This is a genomic window from Agromyces cerinus (assembly GCF_016907835.1).
Lineage (GTDB): Bacteria > Actinomycetota > Actinomycetes > Actinomycetales > Microbacteriaceae > Agromyces > Agromyces nitratus.
Window position 1 is genome coordinate 3,778,266 of record NZ_JAFBCT010000001.1, and the last position, 19,582, is coordinate 3,797,847.

General features: G+C 70.3%; 10 protein-coding genes. 4 read left to right on the plus strand and 6 right to left on the minus strand.

Translation table 11 applies throughout. The features are described 5' to 3' along the window. Positions 1-383 precede the first annotated feature (383 nt). Together erm and JOE59_RS17685 are read left to right on the plus strand one after the other, a co-directional pair. Entirely contained in the window at positions 384-1,133 is a 750-nt protein-coding gene (gene erm, locus JOE59_RS17680; RefSeq protein ID WP_374191140.1) for a 23S ribosomal RNA methyltransferase Erm, read from the plus strand. A gap of 107 nt (positions 1,134-1,240) precedes the next feature. Continuing rightward, entirely contained in the window at positions 1,241-1,492 is a 252-nt protein-coding gene (locus JOE59_RS17685) for a hypothetical protein (RefSeq protein ID WP_204462862.1), read from the plus strand. 71 nt (positions 1,493-1,563) lie between these two features. On the opposite strand, the gene JOE59_RS17690 is transcribed toward JOE59_RS17685, so the two are convergent. From JOE59_RS17690 to JOE59_RS17715, 6 genes are all read right to left on the minus strand, one after another. Then, positions 1,564-2,127 carry a hypothetical protein gene (locus tag JOE59_RS17690; RefSeq protein WP_204462864.1) on the minus strand — a complete coding sequence of 188 codons (564 nt, stop codon included), beginning with the start codon at positions 2,125-2,127 and terminating at the stop codon, positions 1,564-1,566. 3 nt (positions 2,128-2,130) lie between these two features. Next, positions 2,131-2,358 (minus strand): PLDc N-terminal domain-containing protein, encoded by a 228-nt coding sequence (locus JOE59_RS17695; RefSeq protein WP_204462866.1) that lies wholly within the window; start codon positions 2,356-2,358, stop codon positions 2,131-2,133. Between the two features lie 156 nt (positions 2,359-2,514). Then, entirely contained in the window at positions 2,515-2,805 is a 291-nt protein-coding gene (locus tag JOE59_RS17700; protein ID WP_204462868.1) for a hypothetical protein, read from the minus strand. Between the two features lie 2 nt (positions 2,806-2,807). Continuing rightward, positions 2,808-3,302, minus strand: coding sequence for an NUDIX hydrolase (locus JOE59_RS17705; protein ID WP_204462871.1), 495 nt, complete (start codon positions 3,300-3,302; stop codon positions 2,808-2,810). A gap of 45 nt (positions 3,303-3,347) precedes the next feature. Beyond that, on the minus strand, positions 3,348-5,681 hold the full coding sequence (purL, locus tag JOE59_RS17710; RefSeq protein ID WP_204462873.1) for a phosphoribosylformylglycinamidine synthase subunit PurL: 2,334 nt from the start codon (positions 5,679-5,681) through the stop codon (positions 3,348-3,350). A 119-nt stretch (positions 5,682-5,800) separates the two neighbouring features. Continuing rightward, positions 5,801-14,980, minus strand: coding sequence for a toxin TcdB middle/N-terminal domain-containing protein (locus tag JOE59_RS17715; protein WP_204462875.1), 9,180 nt, complete (start codon positions 14,978-14,980; stop codon positions 5,801-5,803). 156 nt (positions 14,981-15,136) lie between these two features. On the opposite strand from JOE59_RS17715, the gene JOE59_RS17720 reads away from it, so the two are divergent. Both JOE59_RS17720 and JOE59_RS17725 read left to right on the plus strand, forming a co-directional pair. Beyond that, positions 15,137-18,172, plus strand: coding sequence for an ATP-binding protein (locus JOE59_RS17720; protein WP_204462879.1), 3,036 nt, complete (start codon positions 15,137-15,139; stop codon positions 18,170-18,172). Positions 18,173-18,346: 174 nt separating this feature from the next. Then, positions 18,347-19,564: an MFS transporter gene (locus JOE59_RS17725; RefSeq protein WP_204462881.1), complete on the plus strand. Its 1,218-nt coding sequence runs from the start codon at positions 18,347-18,349 to the stop codon at positions 19,562-19,564. The last annotated feature ends 18 nt before the right edge of the window (positions 19,565-19,582 follow it).

Below are 19,582 nucleotides of genomic sequence, written 5' to 3' on the forward strand. Positions count from 1 at the left end.
GGAGCTGCTCGCGGATCCGCCGTCGGGGGCCTGAGCAGTTCACTGCTGCGCTGAACGGCACCGTTTGCTAGTGTCGACGATCGTGTCCTGCAATTTCTCCGCTCTGATCATTCGGCCCCGCACCGCCTGAGGCGGAGCGACCGAACCTTCACGCGTCCCTCCGCCTCGGCCAAAGACCCTGGCCGCGGTGCCCCTTCGGCGCGCCCGGCTGACGATCCTCGCCAGCGGAGTTCTCATTGCGTACGCACAACCCTTCTTCCCTTCCCTTCTCGTCTTCTGCCTCCCGTTCCGGGCGGTCCGCCCGCTCCCGTCGAGCGCCGGCTCCGGCCTCCTCACTCGCCCCGCCGGCGTTCGGCGGCCGGCACGAACTCGGCCAGAACTTCCTGGTCGATCGCCGCGTCGTCGAAGGGTTCGTCGCGCTGACGGCCGCGACGCGCGGCCCGATCGTCGAGCTCGGCGCCGGCAGCGGTGCGATCACGCGCGAACTCGCCGCGCTCGGCAGGCCCCTCACCGCGCTTGAGATCGACCGGCGCCGGGCCGACTCGCTCCGTCGTGAGTTCGGGGATGAAGCGCACGTGTCGATCGTGGAGGCCGACGCCCTCGCGTGGCGGTATCCCTCCGCGCAGCACACCGTCGTCGGCAACGTGCCGTTCCACCTGACGACGGCGATCATGCGCTCCCTCCTCGCTCGGGGAGGCTGGACCGACGCGATCCTGCTCACCCAGTGGGAGGTCGCGCGGCGTCGTTGCGGGGTCGGCGGCTCGAGCCTGCTCACGGCGCAGTGGGACCCGTGGTTCACGTTCCGGCTGCACGAGCGCGTGCCGGCGCGGGCGTTCAAGCCGTCACCGTCGGTCGACGGCGGGGTCTTCACGATCGAGCGGCGCTCCGAGCCGCTTGTGCCGGCTGCCGACCGTGCCGCGTATCAGGCGTTCGTCGCCGAGGTCTACCGGGGGAAGGGGCGCGGGCTCGCTCAGATCCTCCGCCGCACCTCGCGGCCGGTGCCCGCGGAGCGGGTTCGCGCGCTGCTGCACTCCGTCGGCGTTGCCGCGGATGTGTTGCCGAGCCGGCTCACCGGCCCGCAGTGGGCCGCCCTCTGGACCGGCGTGCGCGGGGCTCCCGGAGGTCGCGGGTGACGCCGATGCCGATGGGACCACCCGCCGGGATCGTCCGAGACCGAGACCGAGACCGAGACCGAGACCGAGATCAGCGAAGCCTCAGCTGAACAGTGCAGGGTGGACGCGTGATCGAGGATTGGGCCGAATGGGTGCTGACGATCCTGCTGACGGTGGCAGGGCTCGTGGCGGTGGCCCGTGGCTCGGTGCGCATTGCGACGGCTGGGCGGGCGGAGGACAGCTCCGCATTTCCGAACGAGACGCGCGCAGAGGTCCGAACTCGTGGCGTCCAATGGCTGGTTGTCGGTTCGATCCTGCTGGTGTCCGGATTGATCCTTGTGCCGGCATTGCTGAGCCCGGACCAGCTGGGTCGAATGTAGGTCCTCCGTCGCATGCGGTGGCCGGTGCCCGCTGAGGGTGAGTGACGTCGAGCGAGCGGGAGCGGCGCCACTCAGTAGTCGGGTCGGATCCAGTCCGTGATCGGAGCGAACTGGAAGTTCGTCGCCCAGGTCATGGGTTGGTCGATCCGAACATCGGTGAGGATGGTGAGGTCGCCGAGCATGGCGGTCTTACGGATCACGCCGAGTCGACGGTCGATGACCATCGTGGAGCGAAATGCGGGGTCATCGATGTGCTCGAACGTGAGCAGAATCGAGTGCGATCCGATCTCCTGCGCCAGCACCGGGTAGAAGCTCTCGCTTCGACGCCCCCAAAGCAGCAGCTGGTCGGGGCACAGGATCCCAATCTCATGGGGCATACCGCGCCCGAACTCGAATTGGCGGGGAGGGTCAGGCGGCATTGACACGGTTCCGTTGCGGTACGAATAGACCTTGCCGAAGCTGGATACCATCTGCCACTCTCGTGCATGGACATCGAGTTCCGCGTGAAACTGGAAATGGCGGTCTCCATGCTGCGAAACTCCCGTCGCACTCACTCTGTTCGGTGAGGCGAGCCGCAGAATCTCCGCAAGCACGCCGGCGCTCGCCGAACGCGGCAGCACAGTGTCGAACTCCATGGGTTATCGCAGGTCGCGGCTGATGCGGATGCCGAAGGGGTGCGGCCCGGCGGCGAACCACACGATGGAGCCGACGAGCGGGAAGCAGATCACCGCGATCACCCAGACCCAGCGCTCGAGTTCGTTCAACTCATCGCTCCGGAAGATCAGCGATACGACCCAGACGATGGCGGCGAGGTAGGCGATGCCGACGATGAGTGCGAGCAGGTTCCATCCGAAGAATCCGTCCATCGTCTCGCTCCCATACGTCCGTCGGTCAGTCGTTGCACCGACCCGTGGCCGACAGGCTACCGCGACTCACGCGGCATCCGCTCGCGCTCACGCCGACACGGAGCACCGGGCGCAGTGCGACACGGTCCCGCTCGCCATGACCGATGCTCCGGCTCCTCATGGTGCTCGCAGACCCGGCTGATCGTCGTCACCCGTACCGCGCCCCGAGCCGTGCGACTCCTGCTCCTGAATCGACTCGATGATCGAGTCCTGCAGCCCGCGCTGGCCGGTGTGCAGCTCCTGGTACTTCTCGCCGGCGCTCATGAGCGGCCCGAGCGCATGCCGCAGGCGCGAGCGGGTACCGCGCGGCGCGCGGATCCAGCGCACGACGATGCCGATCACGATCGCGAGCGCGAACACCGCGACCGGCACCCAGATGAGTGCGAGCGGCCACGATTCGGATGCCACGATCAGAACCCGTACGGCGTGATGGGGGAGAGGCGGCCGTCGCGCAGCGCCTCGAGCACCGCGAGCTCGTGCGGCACGACCGGGTGGGGCAGGGCCTCGAGGGGGAACCAGGTGAGCTCGACCGCCTTGTCCTCCATGAGCGTCGGTTCACCGCGCCACGCGGTCGCGCTGAAGAAGACGTCGATGCGCTCCTCGATCGCCCGGTGCGGTGCGCCGCCGGTGCGGTGCATGACGGTCAGCACGGTGAGCGCCGACTCGTCGAGCTCGACCCCCAGCTCTTCGCGGGTCTCGCGCACGGCGGCGGCCAGCAGGGACTCGCCCTGCTCGACGTGGCCGGCCGCTCCGCACGCCCAGTGCTCGTCGAAGTAGCCCGTGCCGCGGCGCAGCTGCAGCAGCACCTCGTCGCCGCGCCGGAGCACGACATACGCCGCCGGGATGACCGCGAAGCGGCCATGTGATGCCGCGTACGCCTCGGTGTACGACTCGGACTCGGTCATGGGGTCTCGATGCGCTTCGCTACTCGACGAGCGGTTCGACCGGCGTCAGTAGCCGACGATCGGACCGAACGCGTCGGCGAGCGGCGCGCGGTTGATGCCGCGCAGCTCGTCGATCGAGACCGTGAAGAGGCCCTGCACCTCGAGCGCGCCCGAGGTGGCGTCGGTCACGCCGATGCGGCGCACGGGGTAGTCGCGTCCGTCGCAGAGGCCGCGGAACTTCACGTCGTCTTCGCGCGGCACCGTCACGATGACGCGGCCCGTCGACTCGGAGAAGAGCGCGGTCGCGAGGTCGATGCCGGCGTCGCCGGCGACCTCGTCGAGCACGACGCGGGCGCCGAGACCGAAGCGGCCGACCGCCTCGGCGAGGGCGATCGCGAGACCGCCATCGGAGAGGTCGTGCGCCGAGTCGATGAGGCCCTCGATCGCCGCGGCGTTCAGCAGTTCGGCGAGGCGCTTCTCGCCGGCGAGGTCGACCGCCGGCGGGCGACCGCCGAGGTGGCCGTGCACGACGCCGGCCCACGCGGAGCCGTCGAGCTCGAGCGCGGTGTCGCCGAGGAGGTAGATGTTGTGGCCGTCGTCCTGCCAGCCCGAGGGGATGCGGCGGGCGACGTCGTCGATCACGCCGAGCACGGCGATCACGGGCGTCGGGTGGATCGGCACGTCGCCGGTCTGGTTGTAGAACGAGACGTTGCCGCCTGTGACGGGGATGCCGAGCTCGAGGCATCCGTCGCTGAGGCCCTCGACGGTCTCGGAGAACTGCCACATGACCTCGGGGTTCTCGGGGGAGCCGAAGTTCAGGCAGTCGGAGACGGCGGCGGGCACCGCGCCGGAGACGGCGACGTTGCGGTACGCCTCGGCGAGGGCGAGCTTCGCACCCTGACGCGGGTCGAGCTGCGAGTAGCGGCCGTTGGCGTCGGTCGCGACCGAGACGCCGAGGCCCGACTCCTCGTCGACGCGCACCATGCCCGCGTCGTCGGGGTAGCTGAGCGCGGTGTTGCCGAGCACGTACTTGTCGTATTGGTTGGTGACCCACGCGGCGTCCGCCTGGTTCGCCGAGCCGACGAGCTTCAGGAACTGCTCGCGGATCTCTTCGGGCGTCGCCGGGCGGTCGAGCTTCGCGGCCGTGTCGGCCTGCAGGGCGTCGATCCAGGTGGGGTAGGCGACGGGGCGCTCGTAGACCGGGCCGTCGACGGCGACGGTGCGCGGGTCGACGTTCACGATCTCCTGGCCGTGCCACATGATCGAGAGGCGGCCGGTGTCGGTGACCTCGCCGAGCACGCTCGTCTCGACATCCCACTTCTCGACGACCTCGAGGAAGCCGTCGAGCTTCTCGGGGCGCACGATCGCCATCATGCGCTCCTGGCTCTCGCTCATCAGGATCTCTTCGGGCGTGAGCGTGGGGTCGCGCAGCAGCACGTCGTCGAGCACGATGGCCATGCCGCCGTCGCCGTTCGACGCGAGCTCGGAGGTCGCGCACGAGATGCCGGCCGCGCCGAGGTCTTGGATGCCCTCGACGAGGTCGCCGGCGAAGAGCTCGAGGCAGCACTCGATGAGCACCTTCTCGGCGAACGGGTCGCCGACCTGCACCGCGGGGCGCTTGGTCGGGCCGCCCTCGTCGAAGCTGTCGGAGGCGAGGATCGACGCGCCGCCGATGCCGTCGCCGCCCGTGCGCGCGCCGAAGAGCACGACCTTGTTGCCGGCGCCCTTGGCGTTGGCGAGGTGCAGGTCTTCGTGGCGCATGACGCCGACCGCGAGGGCGTTGACGAGCGGGTTCGCCTGGTACACCGGGTCGAACCAGGTCTCGCCGCCGATGTTCGGCAGGCCGAGGCAGTTGCCGTAGAAGCTGATGCCCGAGACGACGCCGTGCACGACGCGCGCGGTGTCGGGGTGGTCGATGGCGCCGAAGCGCAGCGCGTCCATGACGGCGACCGGGCGGGCGCCCATCGAGATGATGTCGCGCACGATGCCGCCGACGCCGGTCGCGGCGCCCTGGAACGGCTCGATGTAGCTCGGGTGGTTGTGGCTCTCGATCTTGAACGTGACCGCCCAGCCCTCGCCGACGTCGATGACGCCCGCGTTCTCGCCCATGCCCACCATGAGGTTCTTCTTCATCTCGGGCGTGACCTTCTTGCCGAACTGGCGAAGGTAGATCTTCGACGACTTGTACGAGCAGTGCTCGCTCCACATGACCGAGTACATCGCGAGCTCGGCGCTCGTGGGGCGACGGCCGAGGATGTTGCGGATGCGCTCGTACTCGTCGGGCTTCAGGCCCAGGGCGGCGTACGGCTGCTCCTTCTCGGGAGTGGTCGCCGCGACCTCGACGGTGTCGAGCACCGGAGTCGTCGGAGCAGCGGGGGAGGCGGTGGCTTCAGTGGTCACGAGTGGCGAGCTCCAGAGAACGGCGGCGGGCGGATGCCGCGGGGCGAATGCCTGACCCTGCAAGTGTACCGGCCGTGCTCAGTCGAGCACGGCCGGTGGGTCCTCCCCGTAGTCGCCGCTCAGCTGCCGGTCGAGTTCGGTGCGGAGGGTTGCGTGCCGTTCTTCGTCGGCGCTGTCGGCAGCGCCTTCTTCGTCGGTGCGCTCTGTTTCGCCTTCGTGGGCGTTGCCGGCAGCGGTTTGGGCGTGCCCGACGCCTTCGCGATGCCGCCGGCGCCGCTCGAGGTGCCCGCCGCGCTCGAACTCTGGCTGCTGTTGACCGACGGAGTGCCGCCCGACGTCGCGTTGCCAGTGGCGGTGCCGACCGGGGTCGCGGCGGCCGCGGCATCCGTGCCGCCGAACTTCGCCCGCTTGCCGTAGGGCGCACCGAACTTCACCGTGCCCTCGCCCGGATCGATGTCGATGAGCGGGTTCGGTTCGAACATCTCGGCGGTGTCCTGCCACTTCTTCGCGGCTGCCCGGTCCATGCCCGCTCCGAGCGTGGCGAACGATGTCGGCAGGTGGTTCGCCGTGCCGGCGTCGATCCACGAGCCGACCGGTCCGAGAGCGCCGAAGCCCGACATCTTGCCGGCGGCGTCGCTCTTGTCCCACGCCGCCCGAACGATGTCGTTGGCCTTCGCGATGGTGAAGAGCGCACCGCTCGGGTCGGTGTACCTGATCGCGTTCGACCCCGCGTAGGCATAGGAGGCCTGCAGTTCGGGAGCCTCGATGATGCTGAAGGGCTCGCTCAACGCGGGATCCACCGTCAGGAACAGCTCACGCCTGGCGTCGTACCAGCGCTCGCCGAAGTCGATCAGGCTCCGCCGCTCGTCGGTGTAGGCGCCGGCGTACTGGTACGCGGTGCGGTACACCGTGGAGTGCTCGTCGATCCACACCTCGCCGGTCGGGAAGTACTCCTGGTGCTGGAACGCCTGGCCGATCGCGTCGGTGACGACGTTGGTGCTGCCCTGCAGGTCCTTGTGGAGGAAGTACCGCTGCCCTTCGGCCGAGTACGGGTCGTCGCCGGGGTCGCGCTGCTGCGCGATCAACTCGTCGTCGATCCAGATCTGCTTCGTGAGCTCGTTGCCGTTGCGCACGGTGACCCACGGGTTGATGAACGCGGTCTCGCCGTTCGGGCCGCGTTCGATGACCCGCCGGCCGGCATCGTCGTACGCGTACTCCGTCGTCTCGCCGTACTCGTCGACGAGTTCCATCTTGCCCGCCCAGTTCCACGTGATCTCGCGGGTGATCTTCGCCTTCTTGCCGGTGCCGTTGACGATCTGGATGAGCTCGCCGTCGGCGTCGTAGTGGAAGGTGTCCTGCCCCTGGGTGCTGACCTGGTGCGGGCCGTCGGCATCGAAGGTGCGGGTGAACGAGTACGAGGTGTCGGCCTGCACCTTGCTGCCGAGCTTGTCGACCTGCATCTTCCGCTCGACGTTGCCTGCGTCGTCGAAATCGAGGTCGAACGTGAAGCTGCGCGTGTTCTTCCACACCGCGGCGGAGCCGGAAGTGAAGGTGAGCCGGTCGTACGCGTCGTACGTGTACGTCATCGAGACCGGGCTGCCGAACAGGTTCGTCACGGTCGGGGGCACGTTGTTGGAGTACGTCTTCGGGTTGCCGACCGCGTCGTAGCCGTAGGACTGATCCTGCACCTCGCGGTACGCGACGGGGTTGCCCTTCAACGGGCGATCCGCCGAGACGGTGCGCACGTTGCTGAGCCAGCGGGTGAGCGGCTCGTACGTCCACGACGTGGTCGCGCCGTTGCCGTAGTCGATCGCCGCGGGCGCGAGGAACTCGTCGTAGCGACGGTCGGTCACGTAGTCGTAGTGCCAGGTGGTCGGTTCGTCGGTGTAGAGCGGGTTGCCGTCGGCATCGAACATCGGGTTGCCGTCGGCGTCGAGCTGCGGCACCCGCACGAGGCCGGGCTCGTCGCCCACGACCGACTTCGTCAGACCGCCGGCGTCGTAGTCGTAGGTCAGCACCTCGCCGTCGGGATAGGTCATCGTCGAGATGCGGCTGAGCCCGTCGTAGACCCACTCGGTGGTCCACTGGAACTTCTCGTCGCCCGCCTGCCAGTTGTGCAGCTTGATCTCGCTGAGCTGGTTGGTCGTGTTGCCGAGCGCGTCGTACTCGAGCGTCACCACGCGGGCGGCGTCGTCGATCTGCACGATCCTGCCCGCGCCGTTGCCGGCGGCTCCGGCCTCGCCGTACGTGTACGTCACGTCGGGCGTGTCCTCGGGGTAGTCGACCTTCACGAGGTTCTGCAGCTCGTAGTGGTAGGTCGTCTTGACGTCCTCCTCCCGCAGGGTCGGCGAGACCTCCTTGATGACCTTGCCCTCGGTGTCGAACCAGGTCTCGACCAGGCCGCCGTCGGGGGTGTCGGTCGTCAGCTTGTTGCCGACTCCGTCGTAGGTGTGGGTGGTCGGGTTGCCGGCCACGTCGACGACCTGGAGCAGCTCGCCGAGCGGGTTGTACTCGTAGGTCGCCGTCTTGGGCGGCAGCAGGTCGAGCGGGTTCGGCGTGGCCGGGTCGAGCGGCTGGTCGTCCATCTGCAGTTCGTTGCCGCGGATGTCGGTGAAGGTCGTCGTCACCCGGCCGCGGGGGTCGGTGCTCGCGGCCTGCTGCACGGCGACTGCGTCACCGCCGAGCTCGGCGTCGCCGAATCCGTACGTCGTCGCCGTCACGCGCGCGCCGGGCTCGATCTGCTCGGTCTCCTGGTCGAGCAGGTTGAACACGTGCGTCGTCTTCGTCGGGGCGGGCGACGTCGCCGTCTCGTACACGGTCTGCGCGACCGTGTCGAACGTCGGCCGGTAGACCTCCGCCTCGTGGCCGAACAGGTCGTACACGACGGCGCCGCTGACCACCCGGCCCTCGAGGGGGACCCCCTGGGCGTTCACGGCCCGCGCGTCGCGCTTCTGCTGGGTGATCCGGCCGATGCCGTCGGCGAATTGCACGGTCTCGATCGGGTCGTCGTTGAACGCATCGGCGTGCCGGGCGATCGCATAGCCGTAGCCCGGGGCGCTCGGGTGGTACTCGAACGTCACGGCGCCGGCCTGCAGCGGGTTGCTGATCGACGCGAGACGCGACAGGTCGTCGTAGGTGTACGACGTCGTGTTGTCGTTCGCATCGGTGCGACTCGCCACCTTGCCCGAGCTCCAGTCGAAGGTCGCGAACGAGGTCATGCCGGTGCGGAGCGGATCCGGGTCGGTGTCCGCCTCGTAGTCGAGGAACACGTCGACCTCGTCCTGGCTGTCGAAGTCGTACTCGGTGACCTCGGCGATGTTCGCATGGCCCACATTCGTGTCGTAGATGTACTCGACCGCGTAGCGCACGCCGCCCTCTCCCTCGGGGTAGACGATGCGGTTGTAGCTGCCCCACGCGTCGTACTGCAACTCGGTCACGGCGGACTCGTCGTCGCTGATGCGCTCCTCGAGGAGCGTCACCGACTGGTTGTCGCAGACCGAGTCGCGCCCGTCGCGCTGCCGGAGGATGCCGCCGTCGGAGTCGTACATCGTGATGACGGCCGGCACGCTCACCCACGTCGGGCAGACGTCGGGCGAGAAGATCGGCGAAGCCTGCTCCTCGGTCGGCATCGGGTAGAACGGGGTCTCGCCGAAGCATCCGACGCCCGTGTCGTAGTCGCCGTTGCCGTCGAGCTCGACCTCGGAGGCCGAGATCAGGCAGTCGGAGTAGTCGGTGACCGTGAGCACGTCGTCGGCGTCGGTCTCGAGTTCGCCCTCGTCGAGCTGCTCGAGCACGTTGCCGAGGCCGTCGTAGACGAAGCTCACGCTCGTCTCGTTGCCGACGGTCGTGCCGTCGGCCGCGAAGTACCGCTCCTCGCTGTCGGTGACGAGCGGTGCGAACGACCAGGTGAGCGACTCGGTGCCGCTCAACGCGGGGATCGCCGTCGCGACGTCGACGAGATCGGCCTCGGCGAGCGGGTCGAAGCCGCCGGGCACACCCTGCACGTCGCGGATGCCCCAGTCGAGGGTCGCCGCGCGGAGCTTCGTGTCGTTCCTGCCGTCGCGCACGGTCATCGAGGTCTGCAGGCCCGCGACGAACACGTTGTCGTTGAGGTACTCGGTCTCGGTGATCCGCTGGGCGGCGTCGCTCGGGTCGAGCTCCCGCTCGGTGACCTTCGAGAAGCCGAGGCTCTGGCGGAACAGCCGGTCGAACCGCGGGTTCTCGTAGTCGAAGGTCGAGACCGAGACATCCACGCCGTCGCCCGTGCGCCCGTCGTCGACCTCGACGCGGCTGAGCGCCCAGGTGGAGTCGGGGTGGTCGACGGTGTTGCCGTAGCGCTCGTAGTCGAGGCTGACGGTGCCGCCGAGGGGGTTGGTGACTGCGGAGAGCAGGTTGGTGCGGCCTGTGGTGTTGCGCTGCACGCTCACCTCGTGGTCGTCGGTCGAGGCCAGCGAGTCGACGAAGCCGTCGCCGTCGATGTCCTCGAGCGTGACCTCCGAGAAGCTCACCGAGTTCTGGTACGACGCGCCGGGGTTGACGACCAGGTAGCACGCGACGAAGCACAGGGGGCCGGCGTAGACCGTGAAGTCGACACCGCCGCCGATGCCCTGCGAGCGGTCGTACGAGACCTGCGGCGAGGCGCCAAGATCCGCGACGCCGACTCCGGACGCCTGCGCGAAGTCGCCGAAGTCGACCGCCGGAGCGAGGCCCGAGCCGGTGCCGAACTCGACCGTCGGCTGCCCGCCGGCCGATGCCTTGTGCAGCCGGTCGGGAATGCCGTCGCCGTTCACGTCGATCCACGCGAACCGGGCCATGTCGTAGTTCCAGTTGAACGACAGCCCGCCCGAGAACTCGCCCCACGGCGTCGAGAAGCCGGCCGACGCGTGGCCGCCGATCGACTCCTGGGTATTGAACCCGCCGGTCGCGAGCGGCAGCGCCGCATCGGCGAAGTCGTAGCCGAGGTTGTAGCGCACGAACACGCCGCTCGGGTTCGTGTAGACCACGTCGGGCAGCCCGTCGCCGTTGACGTCGGCGAGCTCCTGCGACATCGGCGCGGTGTCGTCGCCGCTCTGCGGGATCTCGGATGCCTCGGCGGGTGGGCCGTAGTCCGCCGAGAGCGGCCCGCCCGAGGGGCCCGACTCGTTGGGGTTCGTGAACCCGAGGTCGAAGCCGCCGCCGATGCTCAGGCCGAAGCCGGCGCCGAGTCCCGGGTCGCTGTCGGCCGCCTTGCCGCCCTTCGAGGCGGCGTTGCCCTGCGTCGTGTTCGTCTTGCCCTTGTTGTTGGCCGCGATGTCGACGAGGCCGGCGTCGAGGCCGCCCGAGGCGTTGATGGTGAGGTCCTGGTTGACGAGGTCGCGTCGCTCGCTCGGCCCGTCCACGGACTTGTAGAGGATGCCGCGCTGGCTCGTGTACTGCACCTGCTCGGGCGTGATGACGTCGGGGTAGCCGTCGCCGTTCAGGTCCTCGTAGTCGACGAGGCTCCAGCTCGGGCCGACGCCGACCGACCCGCCGAGCGGACCGAATCCGAAGGCGAGCGAGAGCGAGGGGCCGGTGACCGAGATGCGGGTGACGCCGTCGGCGGCCCCGCCTTCGTCGAGGCCGAGCGTGACGGTGTCGGATGCGAGCCGCGACGAGCGCATCCGGTCGGCGGACGCGGCGAGGTTGTCGCGCGTTCCGCGCCACTGCGGTGCGTCGATCGGGTCGGCCTCGGCGCCGAGCGAATCGGGGTTCAGCAGCGGCAGGTACGCGTACGACGGGTCGATGTCGGGCTCGGCCTCGCACTCGGTGACCGAGCCGGTGCACAGGTCGTCGAAACCGCCGGCCGGTTCGGTGGCCTGCTGCGCGTCCTCGTCGATGACGAAGGCGTCCTCGTCGATGAGGGTGGTCGCCAAAGCCTCACTCGCCGTGTAGCCGGCGACGCCCCAGCCCCGGTACGCGAGCGGGAAGATGCCCTGCCGGCCGGTCCACGTGAGTGCGACCGGGGGCGTCACGACGTCAGGGGACGCCGTGTCCTCGCCGAGCGTGACCGTGATGGCCTCCTGCGAGAGGGAGTCGGAGAGCGCGGGTTCGCGCGCGCTCAGCTCGAACCAGTACTCCTCGCCGTCTTCGAGCCCGATCGTGTCGTCGTCGCCGAACGGATCCGTGAGGTCGACGACCGTCTCCTCGGCCGACGCCGCGAGCGTCACCGACTTCTTCCACCCCAGCCCGTCGCGGGTCTTGATCGTGAGCACGACGTCACGGCTCGGCAGCTCGTCGGCGACCGGGGTGAGCACGGCGTGCTCGATGCGGAGCTCGTCGTAGCCGGCGGTCTCGTCGGCCGCCCAGCCGGTGGAGACCTGCGCGGTCGAGCGGTTCGGGTACTGCTCGATCTCGGGGGCGAGCTCGACGCGCTTGGTGTCGGTCAGCACGCCCTCGATCGTCTTCTGCACCTCGATCGGGTCGCCGTCCTCGTCGGTCGCGGCGGTGTAGTGGATCGCCGGATTCCACGAGATCGCGGTCAGGTCGATGGTGGAGTCGACCGCGAGGTGCGTGTGCAGGCTGTCGGTCTCGGGCTCGTCGCCGGCGACGTCGGGGTCGGCCGCGACCGGGCCGGACACCGAGACATCCGCCTGGAACTCGATGGTGCCGACGAAGTCCTCCGGGATGACGCCGTCGACGATGGGCACGGCTGCGCCGCCGCCCTCGGGGGTGCCGGTGGCATCGGGGATGTCGACCTCGATCACCTCCAGCGGGTCCGCATCGGTGCGGTCGAGCACGAGGCGCAGGTCGTCGCTCGTCGCCTTCGACTTCACCACGGTCGTGGTGAACCGCACGGTGCCGTCGTAGGGCATGACGACGCGGGTGTTCGGCCGGCCCGCCAGGGTGAAGTCGGCGGTGGCGTTGTACGAGGTCTGCGAGAGTCCGTTCACATCGAGCGGGATCTCGGTGGTGTCGTCGGGCACCGGGTCGACCGAGCCCTCGTCGACGACGGCGGCGCCGTCGATCGCCGTGTAGACCACCTGCGGCGACCAGGCGACCTCGTCGTGGGCACCGTTGTCGAGCGAACCGACGCGGAAGTAGATGCGGTCGCCGCGCTGCACGTCGAGCGCGGTCGGCGTGTCGAATGCCTGGTCCCCGGCAGCGGCGAGGGTCTCGGCGAACTCCTGCCCCTCGTTGAGCTGGATGGCAACGCGCACGCCGTCGTCGGTCTCCGCGCTCTCGGCGGGGTCGAGTACGGCGGCGCCCTCGACCGAGACCGTGCCGTCGAACGGCGCGATCCAGCGGCGCACGGTGTCGATGGGCGGGGATGCCGCCTGCAGGCGCTGCTGCAGGAGATCGAGTTCGGTGCTGTTCACCTCGGGCGCCATGCCGCCGTCGGCCAGCGGCACGGGGGTGCCGGTGCTGCCGGCGAGGAACGTGGGAACCCCGCTCGTCAGCCGGTTGAAGTACACCGCGCCCTCGTGCACGAGGTCGGGCAGCCCGTCGGCGTTCGCGTCGGTGAAGTACACGTCGCCCCACGCGACGGCTCCGCCGACGCCGAACGAGGCGGTCACGATGATGTGGGCCTCGAGGGCCACCTGGAGCTGGAACTCGTGGTCGCGCGAGAGTCCCTTGCCGCTGAGGGTGGTCAGCGCGATCGGTTCGCTGAACTTCTGCTCGCCACTCGGTCCGCCGAGGTTCAGCCGGTACCAGACCGAACTCGCGGTCGCCTGGCCGTCCTGCTTCCAGACCTTGTCGGGCAGCCCGTCGCCGTTGAGGTCGATGAGCTCCTCGATGCCGTCGGTCTGGCCTCCGCCGATCTGGATCGAGGCGCCGAACGAGCCGACCTTCTGCGGCACTGCGGGGTTGAAGCCGATGTAGACGTGCCCCTCGGCGGAGTTCGACTCCGCGCCGCCGAGTGCGCCGCCGGAGATGTTCTCGTCGAGGAACGCGCGGTCGCCGATGTCGTCGGCATCGCCGGTGGCGCCCGTGTCCCACGTCGGGTCGGTCGCGAAGCCCGCGTACGAATCGGGGCCGTCCTGCACCTCGTTGAAGTACTCGAAGGTGTGGGTGACCGCGGCGGCGGTGCCGGCGCCCTGGGTCACGGTCGACAGCAGGGTCTTGCCGAACGGTCCGGTCGCGTAGCCGAGGTCGTAGCGGGTGGCGAGCTTGTCGTAGACGCGCCCGCCGTCGACCTCGAGGTCGCCGTGCCAGACCTCGACGCTCGCGAGCTGTTCGGCGAGCAGGTCGAGGTAGCGCCCCGTCGCGTCGATCGTGGTGTCCATGCGCAGCCCGTACGGCAGGTTCGTCGACGGGTTCGTGCGCTCCGTCATCCGGACGAAGCGGATCTCGTACGGCGGTTCCTCGTGGTACCCCTCGACCGGGTGGTTCTCGTCGGACGCCTCTGCTGCCTCGGTGTAGAAGATGCTGCGCAGGTAGGTGTGGCGCGCGCAGAGAGTGTCGACGTCGTCGACGCACGCGGCATCCGCCACCCAGACGCCGTCGGCCTCGTCGAATCGATAGGTCAGCAGGTCGTAGTCGTAGCGGAACATGTTGACGCCGACGTCGCGCTGCGCCGACAGCAGCCACTTGACGATGTTGCCGTCGTCGTCGACGACGACGGAGTCGGGGTCGAGCGCGCTGGTGTTGGGGCCCGGGTCCTCGGAGCCGTCGGTGACCCCGAGGGGGCCGCCCATGGGGCCGCCGGCGTCGGGCACGGCGCCGTACCAGCGGATGCCGCCCATCTTGTCGCGGACCTCCCACCAGTAGTTCTTCGGGCCGTCGCCGTGGCGGATGATCTGCTCGTACTCGGTCTCGACCTGTCGGGTGAAGTCCTGGCGGTCGGCGATCCGGTTCTCCCACGTGTCGCCGAGCGCGTTCGGCACGAGCATCGAGCCGTCGAGCGAGTACGACTCCGATTCCTTGGCCGGATCGAAGTAGGGCACGCCGAAACTCGTGTCGACCTCGACGGTGCCGACGCCGAGGTCCCACCCGGCGCCAGCCCAGCTCGAGTCGGTGGCGGAGGTGTAGTCGAGCGAGAGCTCCGGGGTCATGCCGCGACCCTGCGGCACGAGGATCGGGTACGACAGCTGGGCGCTGCCGTCGCTGGACGCCTCGGGGGCGTCGATGAGCGCGAGCCCGTCGGATGGATCGGCGTACTGCAGTCCGTCGAAGGTGCCGTCGCCGAGTTCGTCGGGCGTGAGCATCGACTCGCGTGCGAGCGGTTCACCGGGTTCCGCGCCCCCGCCGAATCCACCGGTCGCGGCGATCGCTCCCGTCGCGACCAGCGCCAGTGCGGCGACGACCGCCACCGTCTTCACCGTGGTGCGTCCTGCAGACATGGCGGTCCTCCGTCATCACTCGGGTAGGCGGCGGGTGCTGCGACGCACCGGGCCACCCCAAGTCGACCCCACAACTGGTGCCGTGTCCTGAAGGAAACCTTCAATTACCCTTCAAGCAGACGGTTTCGGAAATCCGCGCGGACGAACGGATGGCGCATGACCGGACAGCTCGGCGAACCTGCGTCATTCGTCACGCCCGCTGCGTACTACTTCGCCGAGCACCGCTTCGAACCGCCGAGCGGCCGCCTGATCCGCGGTGAGGCGCGGCTGCGGCTGCGGCCGAAGACCGCCGCGGTCCTCCTCCTGCTGCTCCGGCGAGCCGGTGAGGTCGTGACGAAGGCCGAGCTCATCGACGAGGTGTGGGACGGCACGACGAGCGACGAGTCGGTCGCGGTGTGCGTGGCCGAACTGCGGCGTGCACTCGGCGAGCACCCGAGCGACCCGCGCTGCATCGCGACCGTGCACCGGCGGGGCTATCGGTTCACGGCGCCGGTGACGACCTCTCCGCAGTCCACGGACGTCGAGCCCGTTGCGGCCGGCCGCGCGATCGAACTCGCCGAGCTCTCGCGATGGTGGGACTCCGCTCGCTCGGGCGCTCGCACGGTCGGGTTCGTCGCAGGCGAGGCCGGTGCCGGCAGGACGACCCTCGTGCACGACTTCCTCGCGGGGATGCGCGCGATCGACGGACGCTCAGCGGACGACCCGGTCGCCATCGGCGAGGGCCGGTGCGTCGACGGGCGAGGCGGCGAGCCGTACCTGCCGTTCCTCGACGCGTTCTCCGCGATCTGCCGCGGCCCGAACGGTGCACGGTTCCGCGACCTCCTGTGGAAGCTCGCGCCGACCTGGCTGCTGCAGATGTCGGGCATCGTCGAGTCGTCGGCGCTCGATGCGCTCCGGCGTCGTGTGTCCGACCGGCCGGCCGGCCGGCTCATGCGAGAGGCGGCCGAGGTGCTCGACGCGATGGCGGTCGTCGCCCCCGTCGTCATCGTCATCGAGGACCTCCACTCCGGCGACCGTTCGACGATCGACCTGTTCGCGCACCTGGCGCAGCGGCCGACCCGCTCACGGCTGCTGCTCGTCGCCACCTATCGCCCGGCACCGACGGGCGCCTCCGGGGATTCGCTCGGCGCCGTCATCGGCAGCCTGAGCGCACTGCGGCGGTGCGAGCACCTCGAGCTCCCGCCGCTCGGTCTCACCGCCGTGACGAGCGTGCTCGCCGCGCGACTCTCGCCCGGCGTGCCGTCGGCCGCACTCGCAGCGGAGGTGCTCGAACGCACCGAGGGCAATGCGCTGTTCGTCACGATGCTCGCCGATCGGCTCGTCAGCGAGGGGGCGTTGCGCGAAGCCGACGGCATGCTGCAGACGAGCGCGCCGATCGCCGCTCTCGGAATCCCCGACGGGGTGCGGCGTCTGATCGCCGATCGGCTCTGGCAGCTGCGGCCGGGCGACCTCGACCTGCTCCATGCCGCCGCCGCGTGCGGCGTCGACTTCGCGGTCGTCGAGGTCGCGGCCGGGCTCGTGGCGCTCGCGGCCGCCGCGCACCGGGGGGTGGTCGGCGAGGTCGATGTCGCGCTCGCGCTCGCCGACCTCGCCGACCGCACGGGCATCATCGTCGAGGCCGAGCCGATGAGCTGGGCCGACGGCAGCATCGGCGAACGCTACCGATTCGTTCACGGGCTCGTGCGCGACGTCGTGCACGATCAGCTCGGCGGGGCGGCCCGGGTGGCCGTGCACCGCGCGATCGGGGTGCGGCACGAGGCGGTGGCGATGCCCGTCGCATGGGCCGGGGCAACGGCCGAGCACTTCGAGCTCGGGCGCGATCCCGCGCGCGCCGTCGTGCACTACGTGCGAGCCGCTGATGCCGCGCGCCGCCGTCTCGCCCCGGGCACGGCGCTCGACCTCGCGCGCCGGGGCATCGCCGTCGCCGACTCGGCGGGGGCCGTCGTGCCGGCATCAGCACGGCTCGGACTGCAGCTCTGCCTCGTGGCGGCGCTGCTCGAGGAGCACGGGCCCACGTCATCGGTGGTCGCCGATGCCGTCGACACCGCGGAGGTGCTCGCCGATGCCGTCGGTCGCGGCCCCGAGGTCGTCCTGGCGCGCCACCTGTTCTGGAGTGTCGCGTTCATGGCGGGCGACTTCTTCGCCGCCTCCGCGCGACTCGTCGCGGTGGAGGAGGCGGCTGTCGGCGTCGAGGATCCCGCCCTCGTTCTCCAGCTCGCGGATGCCCGTGCACTGACGCTGCTCGCCGAAGGCTCGCCGGCGCTCGCGCTCGAGGCCGGCCGGGTGGCGGCGGTGACCGCCTCCTCCGCGGCATCCGACTCGGCCAGCGGCGAGCGGCCGCACCGACGCTCGGAGGCTGCGGTGCTCGGTCGATCCAGCGCGGCGGTCGCGAGCTGGCTCGTCGGCTCGGCCGACGATGCCAAGCGCTTCGCGCACGACGGACTCCGTCTCGCGCACGAGACCGGCACGGCAGGCGTCGTCTGCCGCAGCCTCTGGCCCGTCGTCGCGGTGCACCAGCTTCGCGGGGAACGGCGACGGGTGCAGCATCACGCGAGCGAGCTGGCCGGGGCGGCCGAGTTCGAGCACCCGCGCTGGGCGGCGATCGCCCGGGCGTTCGACGCATGGGCGCGGCTCGACGAACCCGATCCCGCGCCGGCGGCGGCCGAGGTGCAGCAGTCGGTCGAGCGCCTGCTCGCCGACGGCATGGGCTTCGGGCGGCCGTACCACCTCGGTCTGGCAGCGGAGGGCGCCGCCGCCTGCGGCGACACGGAGCGAGCGGTCGTGATCATCGATTCCGCACTCGCCGCGGTCGCCTCGACGGGCGACCGGTGGTACCTCGCCGAGCTCCTCCGCCGTCGAGCGGAGGCACTGCTCACGCTCGCCGCGGAGCATCCGTCGGGGCGGCTCGGGTTCACGCGGGCGGCCGATGCCCTGCTCGACGAGTCGCTCGCGATCGCACGGTCGCAGGGCGCCCGCGCGCTCGAGGTCCGGGCGCTGACGACGGTGGTGCGCAGCGCACGATCGGTGGCGGACGGCCCCGTGGCATCCGCGACGATGCTGCGCGACCTGCTGGGCGTGCTCGGCATCGGCGTCGGACCGGTCGATCGGCTCGCGGCCGAGCTGGCGCTGCGCGGCACGGGCTTCGGGCCGGGCGCCCCGGTCGAGTCGCCGACGGGCACCCTGCTGGGCTGAACCGGCGCATGCCACGGGGCATCCTGTGCTGCTGAACGGCGAACCGGTAGAATGCTGAGTGGTCGTCGCATTCCCGGCGGCCCTGGGCGCGCACATCAGCGCGCAGTCGACCCGCCGTTGCGCTCGCGGAGCCCCGCCCCGCGCCCGCGGGAACGCCCTTCGTTCAGGTATCCCATGACGCCGTCCACTCCGTTCTATTCCACCTCCTCCACACCGGCCGTGATGCCGCCCTTCCCCTGGCTGGGCCTCATCGTGCTCGCCGCAGCGGTCTTCCTCTCGGTCACGATCGAGATGATCCCGACCGGCCTGCTGCCCGACATGAGTCGCGAGCTCCAGGTCAGCGAGCCGCTCATCGGCCTGCTCGTCACCGTCTTCGCGGCGACCGTCGTGGTGCTCACCGTGCCGCTCGCGAGCCTCACGAAGCGGGTGCCGCGCCGCACGCTCATCGTCATCAGCCTCGCGGTGCTCGCGGTCAGCTGCGTGCTCACCGCGCTCGCGCCGAACTACGGCACGGTGCTCGCCACCCGAATCCTCGGCGGCGCCGCCCACGGTCTCTTCTGGTCGGTCGTCGGCGCCTACGCCGGTCACCTCGTGCCCAAGGAACAGCTGGCCCGCGCCGTCTCGATCAGCGTCGCGGGCGGTTCGCTCGCGTTCGTGCTCGGCGTGCCGCTCGGCACCGCACTCGGCCAGGCGTTCGGCTGGCGCCTCGCCTTCGCCGGCATCGGCGCGCTGACCCTGCTCGGGGCGCTGCTCGTGTGGCGCTTCCTGCCTCCCGTGCGTCACCACGCCGGTGAAGCGGATGCCGCGCCCCTGCGTCTGCGCAGCGATGCCACGTTCGTGCCGGTGCTCGTCGTCTGCCTCATCACCGCCGTCACGATGGTCGGCGCCTACACGTTCTACACGTACGTCGCGCCGTTCATCACCGATGTCATGGGCATGGCGCCGAGTGCGATCAGCCCGATGCTGCTCGCCTACGGCATCGCCGGCGCAGTCGGCCTGCTGCTCGCCGGCACCGTGCTCGGTCGTCGCCCGACGGTCGGCCTCGTGGTGGCGCTCGTCGCGACGATGCTCGGCGTCGCGGGGCTCGCGCTCTTCCCGCAGGTGCCGGGTGTGGGCATCGCCTGCTTCCTGTTGTGGGGAACGGCGTTCGGCGCCCTCCCGCCGATGCTCAACACGCGCCTGCTGCACTCGGCGTCCTCGCGCATCCGCGACGCCGCAGCCTCCTTCTACACGACGGCGTTCAACTCCGGCATCGGCGGCGGGGCGCTCCTCGGCGCCATCCTCTTCGGAGTGATCGGGCTCGGCGGCCTGCCGTGGGTGTTCGTGGCGCTGCTCGTGTGCTCCACGACCGCCCTCGTCTGGACGGCGCTGGTCAACCGCGTGCACCACTGACCGCACCGCAGGCTGAGG